We start from the raw sequence: 21,766 nt of genomic DNA on the forward strand, positions 1-21,766 counted from the left end.
AGGGTACTGTGGCCGACCCGGATTCAGCGCCCACTTCGACACTGCTGCCACACCGTCACCGTGGGCCACTGGGACACCCGTTCGGGCGAAGTACCCGGGAAACCGCCATGAGCGGGCACGCGCTGCGACACGATGCGAGTGGACATGACGGAGCCCTTCCCTGGGCATAGGGCACCTGACGGTTGCCGATCTTCTCTGCCGGGGTCGGCGCGGGCACTAGTGGGAGTTGTTGACGACGATGCAGGTCTGGCCGGGACATCCGTACCCCCTGGGTGCCACCTACGACGGCGCCGGGACCAACTTCGCCGTGTTCTCCGAGGTCGCCGAGCGGGTCGAGCTGTGCCTGCTGGGGGACGACGGATCGGAGACCTCGGTCGAGCTGCGGGAGACCGACGCCTTCGTCCGGCACGCCTACCTCCCCGGCGTCCAGCCAGGGCAGCGCTACGGCTTCCGGGTGCACGGACCCTACGAACCGCGCAACGGGGACCGCTGCAACGGCTCCAAGCTGTTGCTGGACCCCTACGCCAAGGCGATGAGCGGCCGGGTCGACTGGGACGAGTCGGTCTACGGCTACCACTTCGGCTCGCCGGAGCAGCGCAACGACCTGGACTCCGCCCCGCACACCATGGCCTCGGTGGTGGTGAACCCCTTCTTCGACTGGGGCAACGACCGGCCGCCGCGCACCGACTACCACCGCACCGTCATCTACGAGGCCCATGTCAAGGGCCTGACCTTCCTGCACCCCGGCATCCCCGAGGAGATCAGGGGCACCTACGCCGGAATAGCGCATCCGGCCGTGGTGGAGCACCTGGTGAAGCTGGGCATCACCGCCATCGAACTGATGCCGGTGCACCAGTTCGTCCACGACCACCGGCTGGTGGACCTGGGGCTGGCCAACTACTGGGGGTACAACACCATCGGCTTCTTCGCCCCGCAGGGCGCCTACTCCTCGCTCGGGGACCGCGGCCAGCAGGTGCAGGAGTTCAAGTCCATGGTGAAGGCCCTGCACGCGGCCGGCATCGAGGTCATCCTGGACGTGGTCTACAACCACACCGCCGAGGGCAACCACCTGGGCCCGACCCTGGCCTTCCGCGGCCTGGACAACGCCGCCTACTACCGGCTCGCCGAGGACCGCCGCTATTACGAGGACACCACCGGCACCGGCAACAGCCTGCTGATGCGGCATCCGCACGTGCTCCAGCTGATCATGGACTCGCTGCGCTACTGGGTCACCGAGATGCACGTCGACGGCTTCCGCTTCGACCTCGCGGCGACCCTGGCCCGGCAGTTCCACGAGGTGGACCGGCTGTCCTCGTTCTTCGACCTGGTCCAGCAGGACCCGATCGTCTCCCAGGCCAAGCTGATCGCCGAGCCCTGGGACATCGGCGAGGGTGGCTACCAGGTCGGCAACTTCCCGCCGCTGTGGACCGAGTGGAACGGCCAGTACCGCGACACCGTCCGGGACCTGTGGCGCGGGGAGAACGCGGCGCTGGCCGAGTTCGCCTCCCGGCTGACCGGCTCCTCCGACCTCTACCAGGACGACGGCCGCCGCCCCATCGCCTCCATCAACTTCGTCACCTGCCACGACGGCTTCACCCTGCGCGACCTGGTCTCCTACAACAACAAGCACAACGAGGCCAACCACGAGGACAACCGGGACGGCGAGAGTTTCAACCGCTCCTGGAACTGCGGCGCCGAGGGCGAGACCGACGACGCCGGGGTGCTCGCGCTGAGAGGCCGTCAGCAGCGCAACTTCATCGCCACCCTGATGCTCTCCCAGGGCGTGCCGATGCTCTCGCACGGCGACGAGTTCGGACGCACCCAGGGCGGCAACAACAACGCCTACTGCCAGGACAGCGAGATCTCCTGGGTGCAGTGGCCCGAGGCCGCCATCGGCCCCAGCCGGATGCCGACCTCCCCCGAGGAGGAGCCGCCGGGCGAGGAGACCCCGTCCTTTGAGGACACCTCGGCCCAGCTGCTGGAGTTCACCCGGCACATGGTCTGGCTGCGCCGGGACCACCCGGTCTTCCGCCGGCGCCGCTTCTTCCACGGCCGCCCGGTCTCCGGCACCCACGACGACCTCACCGACATCGCCTGGTTCACCCCCGGCGGCGAGGAGATGACCGACAAGGACTGGTCCGCCTCCTACGCCAAGTCGCTGACCGTCTTCCTCAACGGCTACGCCATCTCCGAGCCGGACCGGCGCGGCGGCAAGATCACCGACGACTCCTTCCTGCTGCTCTTCAACGCCGGCGACAAGGGCATCGACTTCACCGTCCCGATCAACCACGGCCGGGAGTGGCAGGTCGTCGTCGACACCGCGCTGCCCTGGGTGATCGCCCCCGGCACCGGCCAGAAGGTCCGCGCCGGGGACGGCCTGCACCTGGCGGACCGGTCAATGATGGTGCTCCAACGACCGGCCTGAACCAGCCGCTTTTCCCCCGGGTGGGCCCTTCGGGGTCGTGCGACGGCCCCGAACGGGGTAAGCGTGGGGCATGACCGCCGCACAGGTGCCCCACCTCCCGGGGGGCGACCTCCCGAGTCCCCAGCCGCCCCCGACGGCCACCTACCGACTGCAGCTCCAGCCCGGCTTCGGCTTCGCCGAGGCCGGGCGGGCAGTCCCCTACCTGGCCCGGCTGGGCGTGTCCCACCTGCACCTCTCCCCGGTCCTGGAGGCCGTGACGGGCTCCACCCACGGCTACGACGTGGTGGACCACAGCCGGGTCCGCGAGGAGATCGGCGGCGAGCAGGGCCTGCGCGCCCTGTCCGTCACCGCCCGCGCCCACGGACTGGGCCTGATCGTGGACGCCGTGCCGAACCACATGGCCGCCCCGGTCCCGGCCCACCGCAATCCGGCCTGGTGGCAGCTGCTCCGCGAGGGCCCGCAGTCCCCGACCGCGTCCTGGTTCGACGTCGACTGGGCGGCCGGGGCCGGCCGGATCCTGCTGCCCGTCCTCGCCGACCGCCTCGGCGCCGAACTGCCGCACCTCAAGACCGACAGCTGGAACGGCGAGCCGGTGCTGCGCTACTACGACCACGCCTTCCCGCTGCGGCCGGGCACCGAGCAGCTCCCGCTCGCCGACCTGCTCGACCAGCAGTTCTACCGGCTGGCCTGGTGGCGGATGGCCCGCACCCAGCTGAACTACCGGCGCTTCTTCACCGTCTCGGACCTGGTCGGCGTCCGGGTCGAGCACCCCGAGGTGTTCCGGGCCACCCACGAGGTGCTGCTGCGGCTGCACGCCGAGGGCGTCGTCGAGGGCTTCCGCATCGACCACCCGGACGGCCTGGCCGACCCGCGCGGCTACCTGGCCAGGCTGGCCGAGGCCACCGGCGGGGCGTACGTCGCGGTCGAGAAGATCCTCACCGGTGACGAGGAGCTCCCGCACGACTGGCCCTGTGCCGGCACCACCGGCTACGACGCGCTGCGCCGCATCGACGGCGTGCTCACCGACGGCCCCGGCACGGCGGCCCTCACCGCCGTCTACGCCGACCACCTGGGCGCCCCGGTCGACAGCGCCACCGCCGCCGCGCGGCGCGGCCGCACCGAGATGACGGCCCCGGAGGGCGCGCTGGCCGCCGAGGTGAGCCGGCTCACCCGGCTGGCCACGGCGATATGCGCGGACGACGCCCCCGAACTGCGGGACCATCCGGTCTGGGCGCTGCGCCAGGCGATAGCCGCGACCCTGGCCGCCTACCCGGTCTACCGGCCCTACCCGGTCCCCGGCGAGCCGGACACCCCCGCCGACATCGAACGGCTCACCGGCGCCGCCGCCACCGCCCGCACCCTGCTGCCGGCCCACCACGCCGCCACCGCCGACCTGGTCAGGGACCTGGCCCTGGGCCGCTACGGCCGCAGCCCGGTCAAGGACGAGTTCCGGATCCGGCTGGCCCAGACCGCCTCCGTGGTCGCCGCCAAGGGTGTCGAGGACACCGCCTTCTACCGCCGCTACCCGCTGCTCTCGCTCAACGAGGTCGGCGGCGACCCCGGCAACCCCGGCCTCACGCCCACCGAGTTCCACGCCTACTGCGCCCGGATGCAGCGCGACCGCCCGGCCGCCATGACGGTGCTCTCCACCCATGACACCAAGCGCAGCGCCGACGCCCGGGCCCGCCTGGCCGTACTGGCCGAGCTGCCCGACGAGTGGCGCACCGAACTGGCCGCCTGGACCAAGCTGCTGCCGCCCCCCGACGGCGACGCCAACGCCGCCTACCTGATCCTGCAGACCGCCCTGGCCGCCTGGCCGATCGACGCCGACCGGCTGGCCGCCACCGCCCTCAAGTCCGTCCGCGAGGCCAAGCTGCGCACCAGCTGGACCACCCAGGACGCCGACTACGAGCGCGCCGTCGAGGACTTCGCCCGAGCCGTCCCCGGCACTCCGGAACTCGCCGCCCGCATCGCCGCCTTCACCGCCCGCCTGGCCCCCTACGAACGCAGCAACACCCTCTCCGCCACACTGCTGCACCTCACCATGCCCGGCGTCCCCGACCTCTACCAGGGCAGCGAACACCCCCTGCACACCCTGGTCGACCCCGACAACCGCCACCCGGTCGTTTTTTCCTCCAGGGGCGCGGGGAACTGCGCGAACAGCAACCAAGCACCCCCCGCACCAGAAAAACTCCACGTCACCACCACGGCCCTACGCCTCCGCCGCACCCACCCCGAGTCCTTCACCAGCTCCTACACCCCCGTCCCCACCCACGACAACGCCATCGCCTACCTCCGCGGCGACAACGTCCTGGCCCTGGCGACCCGCCTGCCCTCCCGCCTGGAACAGACCGGCTGGAACGGCGCCACCCTCCCCCTCCCACCGGGAGAATGGACCGACGCCCTGACCGAAGGCCCCACCCGCACCGGCGAGGTCCCCCTCGCCTCCCTGCTGGCACACCTGCCCGTCGCCCTGCTGGTCCGCACCCCCCAGGAGCCCTGACCCATGCCGCACCGCTTTGAGCTCTGGGCCCCCACAGCCCACCGCGTCGAGGTAGAGGTCGACGGCAGCACCACCGCCATGGCCCGGAACCGGGCCCGCCCCGGCTGGTGGGAGGCCACCGCCCCGGCCGACCCGTCCCGCTCCCGCTACGGCTTCCGGCTGGACGGCGACGCCACCCTGCTCCCCGACCCGCGCTCGCCCCGCCAACCGGACGGCCCGGACGGCCCCTCCCAGCTCACCGACCACTCCGCCTTCTCCTGGTCGGCCACCCCCTGGCAGGGCCGCGCGCTGCCCGGCAGCACCATCTACGAACTGCACATCGGCACCTTCACCCCGGAGGGCACCTTCGACGCGGCCGCGGCCCGCCTGGACCACCTGGTCGAACTCGGCGTCGACCTGGTCGAGTTGATGCCGGTGTGCCCCTTCCCGGGGAACCACGGCTGGGGCTACGACGGCGTCTCCCTGTGGGCCGTGCACGAGCCCTACGGCGGCCCGGAGGGCCTGAAGCGCTTCGTCGACGCCGCCCACCGCCGCGGCCTGGGCGTCGTCCTGGACGTGGTCCACAACCACCTCGGACCGTCCGGGAACTACCTCCCGCGCTTCGGCCCGTACTTCACGGACCGTCACCACACGCCCTGGGGCTCGGCGGTGAACCTGGACGCGCCCGGCTCGGACGAGGTCCGCCGCTACCTCGTCGACAGCGCCCTGGCCTGGCTGCGCGACTACCGCATCGACGGGCTGCGCCTGGATGCCGTGCACGCCCTGGTCGACAGCCGGGCCGTGCACTTCCTGGAGCAACTGTCCACCGCGGTGGACGCGCTGGCCGCCGCGACCGGACGGCCGCTGTTCCTGATCGGCGAGTCGGACCTCAACGATCCGCGCCTGATCACCGCCCGCGAGGCCGGCGGCCTGGGCCTGGCCGCCCAGTGGAGCGACGACTTCCACCACAGCCTGCACGCCGCCCTCACCGGCGAGGCCCGGGGCTACTACGCCGACTTCGCCGCCCGACCGATCGCCGGTCTCGCCAAGACCCTGACCCGGGGCTGGTTCCACGACGGCACCTGGTCCTCGTTCCGGGAGCGCAGCCACGGCCGGCCGCTGCCGGTGCACCGCATCCCGGCGCACCGGCTGCTGGGTTACCTGCAGACCCACGACCAGATCGGCAACCGCGCCCTGGGCGACCGCCTCTCCGCCGAGTTGGACCCCGGCCTGCTGGCGGCGGGCGCGGCCCTGGTGCTCACCTCCCCCTTCACCCCGATGCTCTTCATGGGCGAGGAGTGGGGTGCGCGCACCCCCTGGCAGTTCTTCACCGACCATCAGGACCCGGACCTGGCCGAGGCGGTACGCAACGGCCGCCGCCGCGAGTTCGCCGGGCACGGGTGGCGCCCCGAGGAGGTCCCCGACCCGCAGGCCGCGGCGACCTTCCTCGGCTCCAAGCTCGACTGGACCGAACCGCACCGCAAGCCCCACGCCGAACTACTGGCCTGGTACCGCACCCTGCTGGCCCTGCGCCGCCGCCACCCGGAGTTCACCGACCCCGACCTCTCGACGGTCCAGGTCACCTTCGACGAGACCGACCGCTGGCTGGTCCTCCACCGCGGCCACTACCGCACAGCGGTGAACCTCTCCCACGAACCCCGTACCGTCCCGCTGGACACCCCGTCGGTGGAAACCTTGGCCGCCTTCCCTTCCAGCATCCCTGATGGACCGTCAATCACCCTGCCGCCGCACTCGGCGTGGATCGGCAGGGCGATCGACCACAGGCCGTAGCGGGCTGGCCGCGCCCCTGGGGTGCTGCAACTGAACCGCTGTGGATCAGTTGCAGCCCCGTCAGGGGCGCGGGGAACTGCGCGACCAGCCATGCAACAACCCGCACCCGCCACCAAACCGTCAGTGCACCAACGTCGGCTCCGCCTCTGCGACCGAAACCTCCCCCGCCGCCTCAGCGTCCCGCCGCCCCAGATGGTTGAAGAACAAATTCAGAGCAATAGCCGCCAGGCATCCTGCACTGATCCCCGACCCCATCACCGTCTGCACCACCTCCGGAAACCGCACCCAGAAGTTCGGCGACGCGATCGGCAGCACCCCGAACCCCAGCGCCACCGCCACGATCAGCAGATTGTTGCTGTCCCCCAGCCCGGCCCGCGCCAGCGTCTTGATCCCGCTGGCCGCCACCGTCCCGAACAGCGCGAACCCCGCGCCCCCCAGCACCGGCTGCGGCACGATCGAGACGATCGCCCCGGCGACCGGGAACAGTCCCAGCAGGATCAGCACGACCCCGCCCACCGCGACCACGTACCGGCTCCGCACCCGGGTGAGCGCGATCAGCCCGATGTTCTGGGCGAACGCCGACACCGCGAACCCGTTCAGCACCGAAGCGACGAACGTCGCCGCCCCGTCCGCGCGGAGCCCGGCCGCGATGGTGTCCTCGGTGACCGGCATCTCGACGACCTCGCCCAGCGCCAGCATGTCCGCCGTGCTCTCGGTCATCGAGACCACCATCACGATCAGCATCGAGACGATCGCGCCGGCCTGGAACTCCGGCGCCCCGAAGTGGAACGGCGAGGGCACCGCGAACACCGGCGTGCCGCTCAGCGCCGAGGCGTCGAAGAGCCCGAACGGGATCGCCAGCAGCGTGCCGACGACCAGCCCCAGCAGGACCGCGATGCTGCGCAGGAACCCGGTCAGGAACCGGTTCAGCACCAGCACCACCACCAGCGTGGTGCCGCCCAGCAGCACCCGCGACACCGAGGCGTAGTCCTTGGCCGCCGGGTCGCTGCCGGTCACCCAGCCGAAGGCGACCGGAAAGAGCGACAGACCGATCAGACAGATCACCGTCCCGCTCACCACCGGCGGGAAGAACCGCCCCAGCTTGCCGAAGAACGGCGCGGCCACGAAGATCGCCGCGCCCCCGACCAGGATCGAGCCGTAGATCACCGGCAGCGCATGCCCGTGGTCGGTCGTCCTGGCGATCGCCAGCATCGGGGCGACCCCGGCGAAGCTGATGCCGTTGACGAACGGCATCCGCGAGCCGACCTTCCACACCCCCAGCGTCTGCAGCAGGGTGGCCAGCCCCGAGGTGAGCAGCGCGGCGCCGATGAGCACGGTCAGCTCGGTGGCCGACAGCCCCACCGCGGCGCCCACGATCAGCGGCGGCGCGACCACCCCGGCGTACATCGCGGCGATGTGCTGCAGCGCATAGGCAATCAGCTTGGGTGCGGGCAGGAGTTCGTCCACGGGATGGACGGCTGGTGCAGGTGCCGCGTCCGGGCGCGAGGTATCCACGTTGATGCCTCCAGGTAGGTGAGTCCACAGAAAGGGAGGACCTGAGGCAGGGGACGGCCTGCGGGCAGGATGGGTCGAACGGTCGTCCGAACGGCGATCCGTGACGGCGTTTCAACGAAACGTAGAACCATCCACATGCAGCGTCAACAGATTGTTTACCCTTTTGGACCTTCCTACGACCGCTGCGCCCGACGCCGCAGCTCCGCCCACACCTCACGGACCTGCGGCTCCAGCGCCTCCAGCGGGCCGTCGTTGTCGATCACCAGGTCGGCGATCGCCAGCCGGTCCTCGCGCGAGGACTGCGCCGCCATCCTGGCCCGCGCCTCCTTCTCGGGCATCCCGCGCAGCCGCACCAACCGGTCCAGCCGGGTCCCCTCCGCCACGTCGACCACCACCACCAGGTCGAACACCTTCGCCAGCCCGTTCTCCGCGAGCAGCGGAACGTCGTTCACCAGCACGTCGCCGGGCCCGGCCCGCCGCTCCAGCTCGGCGGAGCGGTCCCGCACCAGCGGATGCACGATGGCGTTCAGCGCCGCCAGCCGCGCCGGGTCCGCGAACACGATCGACCCCAGCTTCGGCCGGTCCAGCGCGCCGTCCGGCAGCAGCACCTCCGGCCCGAACTCGGCGACGACACGCGCCAGCCCGGGCGTCCCCGGCGCCACCACCTCACGGGCGATCAGATCGGCGTCGACCAGCACCGCCCCGTAGGAGGCCAGCAGCCGCGACACCTCGCTCTTGCCCGCACCGATCCCGCCCGTCAGTCCCACCTTCAGCATGCGGGCAGCTTAGACCGAGCCGCCCCGCATCGGCTCGGACACCCGCTGCGGCACCCGCTGCGGCGGTCGCTGCGGCGGCAGCAGTGCCTTGCCCAGCGTCCCCCAGCCGGCCCGCAGCGGCGGCAGGGTCTGTCCCTCGCGCAGCCCGATCCTGGCGTGGAACCGCTGCAGCCAGCCCGGCGCCCACCAGTTCGCCCGGCCCAGCAGCGTCATCGTGGCCGGCACCAGCAGCATCCGCACCAGCGTGGCGTCCACCAGCACCGCGACCGCCAGCGCCAGGCCGATCTCCTTGATGTCCAGCATGCTCCCGGTGGAGAACCCGGCGAAGACCACCACCATCAGCAGCGCGGCCGAGGTGATGATCCGTCCGCTGCGCTGCACCCCGAGCTCCACCGCCTTGCGGCAGCGATGGCCCTCCTCGTGCAGTTCCTTGATCCGCGCCAGCAGGAACACCTCGTAGTCCATGGACAGGCCGAAGGCGAACGCGAACACCAGGACCGGGATCCACGCCTCCAACCCGCCGGTCGGGGTGAACCCCAGCAGCCCGCTGAACCAGCCGTCCTGGAAGACCAGGGTCATCGCCCCGAGCGAGGCCCCCAACGACAGCAGGTTGGTCAGCAGCGCCTTCAGCGGCACCAGCAGCGAGCCGGTCATCAGGAACAGCAGCAGGAAGGTCGCGCCCACCACCAGTCCCAGCGCCCACGGCCCACGGGTCGACACCTCGTGCTTGAAGTCGACCACCGTCGCCGCGTCGCCGGTCACCCAGGTGGTCAGCCCGCCGCGGTCGGCCCGCAGCTCGCCGACCACCCGCTGCGCCGTGCTGCCCTGGGTGCCGCCGTCCACGCTCACCGCGACGCTCACCAGCCCGTCGCCGACGGACGCCACCGTCGCACCGGTGACGCCCGGCAGCGCGCGTACCTCGGCCGCATAGCTCTCGGCCTGCGCCGTCGAGCCCTGGACCGCGACGGTGACCGCCGCCTGCTGCTGCGCCGGGAACCGGCTCTCCAGCGCGTCCGCGACCACCCGGCTGCTGAAGGACTTCGGCAGCACGTCCGCCCCGGCGCTCTGCGCATGCGCGGTCGCGAACGGCGCCGCCAGCGCCAGCAGCAGCACGGTGACCCCGATCGCCACCGGCAGCGGACGGCGCTGCACCCGGCGCACAGTCCGGGCGAAGACCCCGTCGTCGGAGTTCCGGCCGGCCGGCAGCGGTTTGATCCGCCCGCCGACGAACCCCAGCAGGGCCGGGACCAGGGTCAGCCCGGACAGGACCGTGATCACCACGACGCTGACCCCGGCCGCCGCGACGGCGCGGAAGATCGGGCTGACGAAGACGAACAGCCCGGACAGGGCGGCGGCCACGGTCACCGCCGAGAAGGTGATGGTGCGTCCGGCGGTCGCACAGCTGCGCTCCACCGCGGCCGCCACGTCCGCGCCGTGGCCGCGCTCCTCGCGGAAGCGGTTGACCATGAGCAGCGCGTAGTCGATCGACAGTCCGAGCCCCAGCACCGTGGCGATGGGCAGCACGCTGGTGTCCATCGGCATGATCCGGCTGAAGCCCAGCAGGGCGAGGAACGCCCCGGCTATCGAACCGACCGCCCCGATCAGCGGCAGCCCCGCGGCCAGGAAGCCGCCGAAGATCAGCACCATCACCAGCAGGGTCAGCGGCAGGGTCACCAGCTCGCCCAGTTCGGTGTCCTTCTGGGTCTGCTGCTGCACCTGCGCGTTGAGGACCTGGGTGCCGCCGAGGTCGACCGTGGTCCCCGAGGCGGACCCGATCGCCTCCAGGCGCTGGGAGACCGCGGCCACCGTGCTCTTGCCGGCGGTGTCGAGCTGGACCTCGACCAGGCTCGCGGTGCCGTCGCTCGACCTCAGCGCCGTACCGCCGCCGTTGTAGGCGTCGGTGACCCCGGTGACCCCGGCGATGTGCGAGAGGTCGACGGCCGCTGCGGTCACCGCCGCCCGTACCGCGGAGTCGTCCACCGACTTCCCGTCCACCAGGGCGGTGATGCTGAGGTCCGACGAGCTGGCCGAGGCCAGCAGCGCGCTCCCGGTCGCGGACTCGGACCCGGCGGCGGCAGCGGTCGGCGCGGCGGTGTCGAAGACCTTGGTGCCGAACAGCAGACCGACCGCGATCAGCAGCGCCCAGGCGAGCAGCACCCAGCGCCGGCGCCGATGACTGAAGCGCCCCACGGCGGCGAAGGGTCCGCCGACACGGGAAAAGGGTGCGTGCATGGAGAGGGCGCCTTGCGTCAGGAAGAGGGTTTCCTGGAACTTTCGCCCATATCCAGCTGAATAGGAAGTAACTCAGACTATGGCCAGAATCACGGTGAGAACACCCTGATATCCCTTTTGATCCCCTTCATCTGCCCCCGCCACCCCCACCTGCCGTGAGCTGCGCGGGGACTTCGCCCGACCGCCCGGACGGAGTCCCCGCGCAGCTCGATCCTCAGTGCGCGCTCATGCTCAGCTCTTGAGCGCCCGGCTGTGCAGCGCGGTCACCGCCTTGCGCGCGGACAGGATCGCCCCGTGCTGCCAGGCGTCCATGTAGGAGAGCCAGTCCCCGGCGAACAGCACCCGCCCGGCCGGCTCCACCAGCGGCTTGAGCACCGCCGCGTCGGGGCTGTTGTCGGGCAGGTTGTGCCAGGCGCCCTCGAGGTGCGGGATGAAGCGCCAGGACTGCGAGAAGGAGGAGGCCAGTTCGGTGCGGTACTTGGAGCCGTAGATCCGCTCCCCCAGCGACACCGCCCGGGCCTCGCGCTGGGCCGGCGTCATCCTGCCGTACCGGTCGGCGTCGGTGTCGTAGTTGTAGTAGCCGATCATGACGCCGCGTTCGCCGTGGAAGCCGTAGGACGGGTGCCAGATGTGGGTGAGGTCCAGGTCGGTCTCGGTGATGCCGCCGTAGATCCGGTGGTCCGTCTCCCACCAGCGGCTGCGGTACTCCAGGCCGATCTTGCTGGCCGAGGCCGGGGTGATCGAGGCCAGCCCGGCCTGGACCGCGCTGCCCAGGTTGTGCGGCAGCTTGGCCAGCAGGTGCGGGGGCATCGCCGCGATGCAGTAGTCCGCGGTGACCGCCCGGCTGCGCCCGGCCGCGTCGGTGTAGGAGACCTCGACCCCGCTGCCGGTCTCGGTGATGCCGGTGGCCTGACAGCCGAGCTTGACCTTCTGCGCGCCGACGGCGCGGGTCAGCGCCCTCGGTATCTGGTCCATCCCGCCGACCGGCTGGAACATCAGCATCGCCTGGTCGAACTCGAACTCGAAGGAGAAGTAGCGGCCCACCCCGGAGGCGAAGACCGAGGAGACGTCCGGCACCGGCGCCAGTTCGGTGCCCGGCGTCCCGGCCGCGCCGGGGTAGGTGCTGAAGCCGCGGTTGCTGCTGCCGGTGTAGCCGAAGCCGTCCGCCTTGGCGCCGATGGAGCCCCAGTCCTCCAGGAAGGCCAGCAGCCGCTCCTGGTCGGCCGCGGTCAGCTGCTGGTCCAGTGCGCCCTTGTCGGTGGCCTTGGCCAGCAGTTCGCTGACGTAGCCGTAGGTGTCGGCCTTGGCCGTGCGGTAGCGCACCGGGTTCCCGGGCGTCATCCCGGAGCTCTCGTTGTAGATGTAGGCGTCGGCGTTGGTGTTGGTGAACACCTCGATGGGCACCCCGAGTTCACGGCAGTAGTCCAGCGTCACCATCCACTGGGCCAGCCGCGCCGGGCCGCAGTTCATGTACTGGCCCTCGGAGAACCGCGCGGTCTGGCTGTTGCCGAACAGGTCGGTCTGCTCGGTTCCGGCGCGTGCGGTGAAGTTCCGGCCGCCGGTGCGGCTGCGCGGTTCGAGGATCGTGCAGTCGTACCCCGCCTTACCCAGTTCGTACGCCGACACCAGGCCGGCCACACCGCCGCCGAGGATCACGACCTTGGCCGCCTTGCGGCCGGTGAGGTGGAAGTCCGAGGCGCTCGGCGCCGAGAACGCCGGCGTCGCCGCCGTCGCGGTGGGCGCCAGGCCCAGAGCGCCCATGGCCGCGAACATCGTCCCGGCCCCGCCGCTGACCCCCACCGCCCGCAGGAACCCCCTGCGGCTGAACCCGCCTGCCTCCAACTGCTGCGTCATCCATCATCCCTTCGGACTCGCCTCTGCGAAGATCAGTTCGCCTGCGCTCCAAGGATGTTGATGTTTGTATATTGCAACTGCATACCGATGGGGTAACGCGGCCATGAACGCGACAGTGGCCCCACCCGGACGAACCGGGTGGGGCCACTGTTCAGGTACTGCTCACTGCTTACCGCAGCAGGTCAGAGCCTCAGCTCTGGCCGCCCGCGAGCTTCTCACGCAGGGCGGCGAGGGCCTCGTCAGTCGCCAGGGCGCCCGAGGTCTCGTCGCTGCTCGAGGAGTACGAGCCACCGGAGACCGCACCGGCACCGGCGGCAGCGGCCTCGGGGGCAGCGCCCTCACCAGCGGCAGCGGCCTCGGCGTCGGCCTCGCGGCTCTTGATGACCTGGGCCTGGTGCTGCTCGAAGCGGGTCTGCGCCTCGGCGTACTGGCGCTCCCACTCCTCACGCTGCTTCTCGAAGCCGGGCAGCCAGTCGTTCGCCTCGGGGTCGAAGCCCTCCGGGTAGATGTAGTTGCCGGCGTCGTCGTACGAGGCAGCCATGCCGTACAGGGTCGGGTCGAACTCGACCGAGGCCGGGTCGGCACCGAGGGACTCGTTGGCCTGCTTCAGCGAGAGGCTGATGCGGCGACGCTCGAGGTCGATGTCGATGACCTTGACGAAGATCTCGTCGCCGACCTGGACGACCTGCTCCGGGATCTCCACGTGGCGCTCGGCCAGCTCGGAGATGTGGACCAGGCCCTCGATCCCCTCGTCCACGCGGACGAACGCACCGAACGGAACCAGCTTGGTGACCTTGCCCGGGACGACCTGGCCGATCTGGTGGGTCCGCGCGAACTGCTGCCACGGGTCCTCCTGGGTCGCCTTCAGCGACAAGGAGACGCGCTCGCGGTCCATGTCCACGTCGAGCACCTCGACGGTGACCTCCTGGCCGACCTCGACGACCTCGGACGGGTGGTCGATGTGCTTCCAGGACAGCTCGGAGACGTGCACCAGGCCGTCGACGCCGCCCAGGTCCACGAAGGCACCGAAGTTGACGATGGAGGAGACGACGCCGGAGCGCACCTGACCCTTCTGCAGGGTGGTGAGGAAGGTCTGACGGACCTCGCTCTGGGTCTGCTCCAGCCAGGCACGGCGGGACAGGACCACGTTGTTGCGGTTCTTGTCCAGCTCGATGATCTTCGCCTCGAGCTCCTTGCCCACGTAGGGCTGGAGGTCGCGGACCCGACGCATCTCGACCAGCGAGGCCGGCAGGAAGCCACGGAGGCCGATGTCGAGGATGAGACCACCCTTGACGACCTCGATGACGGTACCGGTGACGATGCCGTCCTCTTCCTTGATCTTCTCGATCGTGCCCCAGGCACGCTCGTACTGAGCGCGCTTCTTGGACAGGATGAGACGACCCTCCTTGTCCTCCTTCTGGAGAACCAGGGCCTCGATGTTGTCGCCGACCTTGACGACGTCATGGGGATCGACGTCGTGCTTGATGGACAGCTCGCGAGAGGGGATGACGCCCTCGGTCTTGTAACCGATGTCGAGGAGGACCTCGTCACGGTCGACCTTCACGATGATGCCCTCGACGATGTCGCCATCGTTGAAGTACTTGATGGTCTCGTCGATCGCCGCGAGGAAGGCTTCTGCGTCGCCGATGTCGTTGACCGCCACCTGCGGGGTGGTACGGGCCTCGGTGCTGCTGGTCGTCATTAGGAAAAGGGCTCCGGTACGGACATGAAGTCGTAGGTACTACTGCGCCGGGGACCCGTTATCGCTCCACCAAGGACCAGACAGGGTTGAGCCGGTGTATCGCCACATCCAGATCTACTGGAAGCCGATACCCCGGGCTGTGACTGTGGGGTCTTCAACAGATGCGAGCGCGACCTGCTCCGTCCGAGGCGCGCAGGCCCGCAGCGCAACTTGTAGCATACGGGGACAGCCATGCACGGTCAATGCGGGATGCCGCAGTGCGGGAGAGCCCCACACAGACCGGACAAACCGGTCAAATCAGCACTCTCGCGACGACCCTTCCGGCGCCTCCCGGACGCTACAGGAGCAAGGTTACGCTACCTGTGAGATGACCACGCACCATGACAGCGACGCAGCCCCGGACCGCTCCTCAGCCGCCTGGGACGACGACGGCGAAGCGGTCCGCCGCGAGGCCGGGACCACCGAGAGCAGCCGGGCCAACCGGCACTGGTGGGACCGCAACGCCGACGAGTACCAGGACGAGCACGGCGGCTTCCTCGGCGACGCCAGATTCACCTGGTGCCCCGAGGGCCTGGACGAGGCCGAGGCCCGGCTGCTCGGCGATCCGGCCGCGCTGCGCGGCCGCACCGTCCTGGAGATCGGCGCCGGCGCCGCCCAGTGCTCGCGCTGGCTGGCCGCCCAGGGGGCCCGGCCGGTCGCCCTGGACCTGTCGTACCGTCAGCTCCAGCACTCGCGACGGATCGACGAGGACCTCGGCCTCCGCCCGGTCCCGCTGGTCCAGGCCGACGCCACCGTACTGCCGTTCGCCGACGCCAGCTTCGACCTGGCCTGTTCCGCCTACGGGGCGGTGCCGTTCGCCGCGGACACCGCGCTGCTGATGCGCGAGGTGCGCAGGGTGCTGCGGCCCGGAGGGCGCTGGGTCTTCTCGGTCACCCACCCGATCCGCTGGGCCTTCCCGGACGAACCCGGCCCCGAGGGGCTGACCGCGCTCTCCTCCTACTTCGACCGCACCCCCTACGTGGAGCAGGACGAGCGGGGCCGCGCCGTCTACGTGGAGCACCACCGCACCATGGGCGACCGGGTCCGCGAGCTGACCTCAGCGGGCTTCCGACTGGTCGACCTGGTCGAGCCCGAGTGGCCCGACGGCCTGACCCAGGAGTGGGGCGGCTGGAGCCCGCTGCGGGGGCGGTACCTGCCGGGCACCGCCGTCTTCGTCACCGTCGCCGACTGACCCGCGCTTCCCCTTCCGGTCACCCCTGCTGCGCCCGCGCGCCTCGAACAGGAAGGCGAGCCCCAGCAGCACCGCGCCCAGGACCGGCGCACCCCAGGGGAGGTAGGTGGTCATGCCCAGCACCAGCTGCCGCTGGGAGCTGATCTGCCGGAACGTCGCGTCCAGGTAGTCGGGGCGGATCTTGACGTCGCCCTCGAAGACGGTGACCGGCGCCTTGCCGCTGCCCTTGGCGAAGCGCAGTTCCTCGTGGTGCTGCTCCTCGCCGTTGACCGGAGCGCCGGTCACCGGGTCCACCCAGAACTCGCGGGTGGTGGTGTACCAGCGCTGGTAGCCGAGGGCGGTGATGCTCGCCGGGGTCAGGCCGGTGATCCCGGCCGGCATGGTCTTCGGGAAGACGACCCGGGTCCAGGGGATGGTCTGGGTGAAGTAGTAGACCTTCATCCCCCGGTACTCCCGGGTGCCCTGGTAGAGGATGGGCGCGGAGGTGCGGGTCTGCGGGTCGTAGTACTGGTAGTCCCTGGGCTGGGTGTCGAAGGGGAACTTGTACTCGATGCCGGTACGGGTCACCGGGTCCCCGTCGACGCTCTCCCCGCAGCAGTGCACCGGCTCCTGGGTGTGCGCGTCGAAGACGTAGACCTCGGGGATGCTGGAGATCATCTTGCCGTCGGTGCCCAGCACGTAGGAGAGGCCGTCCCAGACCACGACGTCGCGGCCGGTGCGCTTCTTCTCGGCGGCGGCCGCGGCGGCGTCGCCCTTGAGCGTCTGCACGATGGTGACGGTCTGGTGCGGGACGCCGGTGAGGGTGCTGTAGTCGATCAGGGTGGCGTCCTTCGCCTGCAGCACCACGGTCTGGTACTGGTTGGCGGGCACCTCGACCACGCGTGGATAGTCGTACCAGCGCACCATCGGACCCAGCACCGCCAGGAAGGCGGCGAGGGCGACCAGGACCAGGCTCAGGCGACGTCGCATCGGCGGGCCCGCCCCCCTACGGATGCGCCGGAGCGCTGGTCAGCAGGGGCTTGGGCGAGGTCGGACCGCCCTGGTGCGCCAACGGCACCATCACCAGGGCCACACCCAGGGCGACCGCCACCCCGATCGCCGCAGCCAGCAGTGCACGCATCGGCCACCTCCCTCGTCTCGCCGCCCCGCACGGTAACGCGGGGGCCGCGAAATGAGAACAGGTTCTACCGAGGCGATCGGGTGCGGCGCTTGCCTGGCTGGTCGCGCAGTTCCCCGCGCCCCTAGGTAGGTGCAACATGCCCACTGTGGGTCAGTTGCAGCCCCCTAGGGGCGCGGGGAACTGCGCGACAAGCCCACTACGGTCCGCAGCCAGACACCCCTCAGAACCCTCCCGAACCTGACGGAACGTCAGTGCGCCGCCGTCTCCCAGTCCCGCCCGACCCCGACAGAGACGTCCAACGGCGCGGCCAGCGGATACGCCGCCGCCATCTCCCGCCGCACCAGATCCTCCACCGCCTCCCGCTCCCCCGGAGCCACCTCCAGCACGATCTCGTCATGAACCTGCAGCAGCATCCGCGAGGACAGTCCGGCGCCGGTCAGCGCCGCGTCCACCTTCAGCATGGCGATCTTCACGATGTCCGCGGCCGAGCCCTGGATCGGCGCGTTCAGCGCCATCCGCTCCGCCATCTCCCGCCGCTGCCGGTTGTCGCTGGTCAGATCCGGCAGGTAGCGGCGGCGGCCCAGCACGGTCTCGGTGTAGCCGGTGTTGCGTGCCTCGTCGACGACACGCCGCAGATAGTCCCGCACCCCGCCGAAGCGCTCGAAGTAGGTGTCCATCAGCCGCTGCGCCTCGCCGGTGGCGATGTTCAGCTGCTGGGACAGGCCGAAGGCCGACAACCCGTACGCCAGTCCGTACGACATCGCCTTGATCTTGCGTCGCATCTCCGCGTCGACCTGCGGCGGCTCCACCGCGAACACCTGGGAGCCGACGGTGGTGTGCAGGTCCTCGCCACTGGAGAACGCGGCCAGCAGCGCCGCGTCCTCGGACAGGTGCGCCATGATCCGCAGCTCGATCTGGCTGTAGTCGGCGGTCAGCAGCTCCTGGTAGCCGGCGCCGACGACGAAGGCCCGGCGGATCATCCGGCCCTCCTCGGTCCGCACCGGGATGTTCTGCAGATTGGGCTCGGTGGAGGAGAGCCGGCCGGTGGCGGCGACCATCTGGTTGAAGGTGGTGTGGATCCGGCCGTCCGCGGCCACCGTCTTGATCAGGCCCTCGACGGTGCTGCGCAGCCGGGTCTGGTCCCGGTGCCGCAGCAGGATCACCGGCAGCTCGTGGGTGGTCTGCCCGGCCAGCCAGGTCAGCGCGTCGGCGTCGGTGGTGTAGCCGGTCTTGATCTTCTTGGTCTTGGGAAGCTCCAGCTCGTTGAAGAGGATCTCCTGGAGCTGCTTGGGCGAGCCGAGGTTGAACTCGTGGCCGACGGCCGCGTGCGCCTCCTTCACCGCCTGCTGCACCGCGGCGCCGAACTGGATCTCCAGCTGGGTGAGCCAGTCCAGGTCGGCGGCGATGCCGGCCCGCTCCATCCGCGCCAGCAGCGCGGCGATGGGCAGTTCGACCTCGCGCATCAGTTCCAGCGCGCCGTCCTTGGCCAGCCGGGTCTCGAACACCTCGGCCAGGTCCAGCACCGTGCGGGCCTGCACCATCAGCGCCTGGGCGGCGGCCAGCGCCTGGTCCTCGGCGTCGCCGGACTCGTCGCCGAAGGCCAGCTGGCCACTGTCGGCGGCGGTGCCGGCGTCCAGCTGGCGGCCCAGGTACTCCTCGGCCAGCACGTCCAGGCCGAAGGTGCGGCGCCCGGGCTTCTCCAGGTAGGCGGCCAGGGCGCTGTCGGCCGTGACGCCCTCGATCCGCCAGCCGTGCTCGGCGAAGGCCCGCATCACCTGCTTGGCGATGTGCAGCGCCTTGGGGCGCTCGGGGTCGGCCAGCCAGTCGGCGAAGGCGCGCTCGTCGGCCTCGGCCAGCACCGCCGGGTCCAGCCAGGCGGCCGGACCGCCCTCGACGGCCAGTGCCACCGCGCTGACGGAGCCCTCGCCCAGCGCCCAGCTGTAGTCGGCGGCCAGCCCGGTGCGGACGGCGCCGGAGGCGTGCTCGGCCAGCCAGGCCGCCAGGGCGCCGTCGTCGGTCAGCAGCTCACCGTCGACCTCGACGCCGGGCCCGGTCGCGGTCGGCGCGCCCTCGGCGCCCTCGCCGGCGCCCGGGTCCACCGCGAACAGGCGGTCGCGCAGCGCCTGGTTGCGGAACTCCAGGGTGTCCAGCAGCAGCAGGGTGGCCTCCCTGTCGTACGGGTTGCGACCCAACTCGTCCACACCGAGCGGGAGTTCGACGTCCCGGATCAGCTCGGTGAGCTCGCGGTTGAGCTTCACCGCATCCAGGCCGGCCCGCAGCTTCTCGCCGATCTTGCCCTTGACCTCGTCGGCGTGCTCGACCAGCTCGGCGAAGGAGCCGTACTGGCCGATCCACTTGGCGGCGGTCTTCTCCCCCACCCCGGGGATACCGGGCAGATTGTCGGACGGGTCGCCGCGCAGCGCCGCCAGGTCGGGGTACTGGGCCGGGGTGACCCCGTACTTCTCGAACACCTTCTCGGGGGTGTAGCGGGTCATCTCGGAGACGCCCTTGGTCGGGTAGAGGACCGTGACGTCGTCGGTGACCAGCTGCAGGGCGTCGCGGTCACCGGTGAGGATCAGCACCTCGAAGCCGTCGGCGGCGGCGCGGGTGGCCAGCGTGGCGATGATGTCGTCGGCCTCGAACTCGGCCAGCCGCAGATGCGGCACCTTCATCGCGTCCAGCAGCTCGCTGACCAGCTCGACCTGGCCGCGGAACTCCTCCGGGGAGGCCGAGCGGGTCGCCTTGTACTCCGGGTAGATCCCGGCCCTGAAGGTCTTCCTGGACACGTCGAAGGCCACCGCGAAGTGCGTCGGCGCCTCGTCGCGCAGGATGTTGGCGACCATCGAGGCGAAGCCGTACACCGCGTTGGTGGGCTGCCCGGTCGAGGTGGCGAAGTTCTCCGCGGGGAAGGCGTAGAAGGCCCGGTACGCCATGGAGTGGCCGTCGAGCAGCAGCAGCCTGGGCCGGGCCGCCCCTTTCGCCGCCTTGCCGTTGCTTCCGGTCGTACTCGCCATGCCTGCCACCACTTCTTCCGTCCACGCCCAGCTGCCTGCCACTGCCGAACGAAATCCTATGGCCCGCCACTGACAGTGCCCCCCATCAACGCCGCCGAAGGGAGTCGTACGATCACAGGCAGTCCCGTACAACGACGTCAGGAGCACCATGTCCGAGCGGCCCCCTGAGCCCGGTCCCGCCTTCAAGATCCCGCAGGACGTGATCGACCACTTCACCAAACTGGGCGTGGACCTGAGCACCTTCTCCGGCGGCCACCTCGGCGAGCGGCTGGGGATCAGGGTGGTCGAGGCCTCCCCCGACCGGGTCGTCGGCACCATGCCGGTCGAGGGCAACCAGCAGCCCTACGGCCTGCTGCACGGCGGCGCCTCGGCGGCCCTCGCGGAGACCCTGGGCTCGGTCGGCGCGATGCTGCACGCCGGCCCCGGCCGCTACGCCGTCGGCGTCGACCTCAACGCCACCCACCACCGTTCGGCCACCTCCGGACTGGTCACCGGTGTCGCCACCGCCGTCTTCAAGGGCCGCACCGCCGCGACCTACGAGATCGCCGTCACCGACGACCAGGGCCGGCGCATCACCAGTTGCAGGCTCACCTGCATGCTCCGCGACACCTGAGTGCCGAAACCCGCGCGGCCCGGGCGGCGCGGGGGCACCATGGCCGTGCGGGTCCGCCCCGGTACGGCACCGGGCATCGCCCGCCTCGACTAGGGGGTGCGGGCGATGACCGGTGGTCGCGGGCGGCCCGAACGGCCCGAGCGGCCCGAGCCGGTCGGCGGTGTCGGTCCGCTGGAGTCGGCTGACGACCCGTCAACCATGGCTGCGGAGCTGCAGGTCAACGAGCCGACGGAGTTCGGGGTCGAGCGGCGGCTGAGCAGTTGGTGGCACGGTCTCGGCCGGCCACTGCGCCGCGGACTGCTCACGGCGGCGATCCTCGCGGCGGCCGGCGCACTCGCCCTGGCGACCGTCGGCGACATCCCGCGCCATCGCCCCCAGGCCGGGCAGACCCGCGGTCCCGTCCCCTGGCCCGCGCAGATCACCGATGTGCACTACGCCGGCATGGCTCCCGGCAACGACCCGCGAAGCAGCCGGTTCGCATTCCTGCTCTCCTTCGTCGACCGGGACTCCGATCCGGTGACGATCCATCACATCGCCCAGCCCTACGCCGGACTTCAGGTCACCACCGAGGATCCGCTGCCGATCGTCGTCCTACCGGCCGAAACCCGGATCGTGCTGGTACTGGCCGACGTCCGCGACTGTTCCAGGACGCCCGCGCGGGACCAGCTGCCTTTCGTCGACGTAACGTTGAGTAACCTGCGCGCAATACAGACGCAAAGCGAAATCCTCGGCGAAAACTACGGCGACGACCTCAGCCGCGAGATCGACGTGCGCTGCGGCCGAACCCCCGCTTCGCTCCCGCCCGTTCCGTCCACCGTGGTCACATCACCGGGCTGAGCTGGGCGATCATCGGATTCGCGGTTCGGCGACCGGAATCAGGGCGAAATCCCACCCCGAACCGTGGTGGCCGGATCAAGCCTCAAGTTTTCCTCAGGTCATAACAAGACCATCACACAGTGCGCGTTGGCTCTGCCGAAGCCCCTGGTGGGGGCCTAGAGTCACGGCCAGTCA

Annotated in this window: 13 protein-coding genes and 1 pseudogene; 6 read left to right on the forward strand and 8 right to left on the reverse strand. The window is 70.8% G+C overall.

Going from position 1 to position 21,766, the window contains the following annotated elements; all coding sequences use genetic code 11:
• The first annotated feature begins 238 nt into the window (after positions 1-238).
• The 3 genes from glgX (at position 239) to treZ (ending at position 6,698) form a co-directional block, all read left to right on the forward strand.
• Positions 239-2,425 (forward strand): glycogen debranching protein GlgX, encoded by a 2,187-nt coding sequence (gene glgX / locus IF29_RS0100710; protein ID WP_030248214.1) that lies wholly within the window; start codon positions 239-241, stop codon positions 2,423-2,425.
• Positions 2,426-2,495: 70 nt separating this feature from the next.
• Positions 2,496-4,928, forward strand: a complete 2,433-nt coding sequence (gene treY, locus IF29_RS0100715) for a malto-oligosyltrehalose synthase (RefSeq protein WP_051724732.1) — start codon at positions 2,496-2,498, stop codon at positions 4,926-4,928.
• Positions 4,929-4,931: 3 nt separating this feature from the next.
• The gene (treZ, locus tag IF29_RS0100720; RefSeq protein WP_084713313.1) at positions 4,932-6,698 is read left to right on the forward strand and encodes a malto-oligosyltrehalose trehalohydrolase; all 1,767 of its coding nucleotides are present in this window, start codon (positions 4,932-4,934) and stop codon (positions 6,696-6,698) included.
• Positions 6,699-6,818: 120 nt separating this feature from the next.
• Here treZ and IF29_RS0100725 read toward each other — a convergent pair whose 3' ends face one another.
• The 5 genes from IF29_RS0100725 to rpsA form a co-directional block, all read right to left on the reverse strand.
• Positions 6,819-8,165, reverse strand: a complete 1,347-nt coding sequence (locus IF29_RS0100725) for a nucleobase:cation symporter-2 family protein (RefSeq protein WP_380523117.1) — start codon at positions 8,163-8,165, stop codon at positions 6,819-6,821.
• A gap of 221 nt (positions 8,166-8,386) precedes the next feature.
• The gene (coaE, locus tag IF29_RS0100730; RefSeq protein WP_030248223.1) at positions 8,387-8,989 is read right to left on the reverse strand and encodes a dephospho-CoA kinase; all 603 of its coding nucleotides are present in this window, start codon (positions 8,987-8,989) and stop codon (positions 8,387-8,389) included.
• Positions 8,990-8,998: 9 nt separating this feature from the next.
• The gene (locus IF29_RS0100735; protein WP_051724734.1) at positions 8,999-11,221 is read right to left on the reverse strand and encodes an MMPL family transporter; all 2,223 of its coding nucleotides are present in this window, start codon (positions 11,219-11,221) and stop codon (positions 8,999-9,001) included.
• 231 nt (positions 11,222-11,452) lie between these two features.
• Positions 11,453-12,994, reverse strand: a complete 1,542-nt coding sequence (locus IF29_RS0100740; protein WP_084713376.1) for a flavin monoamine oxidase family protein — start codon at positions 12,992-12,994, stop codon at positions 11,453-11,455.
• Positions 12,995-13,265: 271 nt separating this feature from the next.
• Positions 13,266-14,777: a 30S ribosomal protein S1 gene (gene rpsA / locus IF29_RS0100745; protein WP_030248229.1), complete on the reverse strand. Its 1,512-nt coding sequence runs from the start codon at positions 14,775-14,777 to the stop codon at positions 13,266-13,268.
• Positions 14,778-15,144: 367 nt separating this feature from the next.
• On the opposite strand from rpsA, the gene IF29_RS0100750 reads away from it, so the two are divergent.
• Positions 15,145-16,008 (forward strand): class I SAM-dependent methyltransferase, encoded by an 864-nt coding sequence (locus tag IF29_RS0100750; protein ID WP_030248232.1) that lies wholly within the window; start codon positions 15,145-15,147, stop codon positions 16,006-16,008.
• 30 nt (positions 16,009-16,038) lie between these two features.
• Here the strand turns inward: IF29_RS0100750 and pgfA are convergent.
• From pgfA to polA, 3 genes and pseudogenes are all read right to left on the reverse strand, one after another.
• Positions 16,039-16,977: pseudogene (gene pgfA, locus IF29_RS44600) on the reverse strand (cell envelope lipid trafficking protein PgfA); the annotation flags it as partial.
• 16 nt (positions 16,978-16,993) lie between these two features.
• Complete coding sequence (locus IF29_RS45755) at positions 16,994-17,128, reverse strand: SPW_0924 family protein (protein WP_157623503.1); 135 nt, start codon at positions 17,126-17,128, stop codon at positions 16,994-16,996.
• A gap of 248 nt (positions 17,129-17,376) precedes the next feature.
• A complete protein-coding gene (gene polA / locus IF29_RS0100765; protein ID WP_030248236.1) occupies positions 17,377-20,142 on the reverse strand; it encodes a DNA polymerase I in 2,766 nt (921 codons plus the stop codon).
• A gap of 148 nt (positions 20,143-20,290) precedes the next feature.
• Here polA and IF29_RS0100770 point away from each other — a divergent pair, with 148 nt between their 5' ends.
• A complete protein-coding gene (locus IF29_RS0100770) occupies positions 20,291-20,755 on the forward strand; it encodes a PaaI family thioesterase (protein ID WP_051724735.1) in 465 nt (154 codons plus the stop codon).
• A 105-nt stretch (positions 20,756-20,860) separates the two neighbouring features.
• On the forward strand, positions 20,861-21,592 hold the full coding sequence (locus tag IF29_RS43105; protein WP_051724736.1) for a hypothetical protein: 732 nt from the start codon (positions 20,861-20,863) through the stop codon (positions 21,590-21,592).
• Positions 21,593-21,766: the final 174 nt, after the last annotated feature.

Source organism: Streptacidiphilus jeojiense, assembly GCF_000719095.1.
Taxonomy (GTDB): Bacteria; Actinomycetota; Actinomycetes; order Streptomycetales; family Streptomycetaceae; genus Streptacidiphilus; species Streptacidiphilus jeojiensis.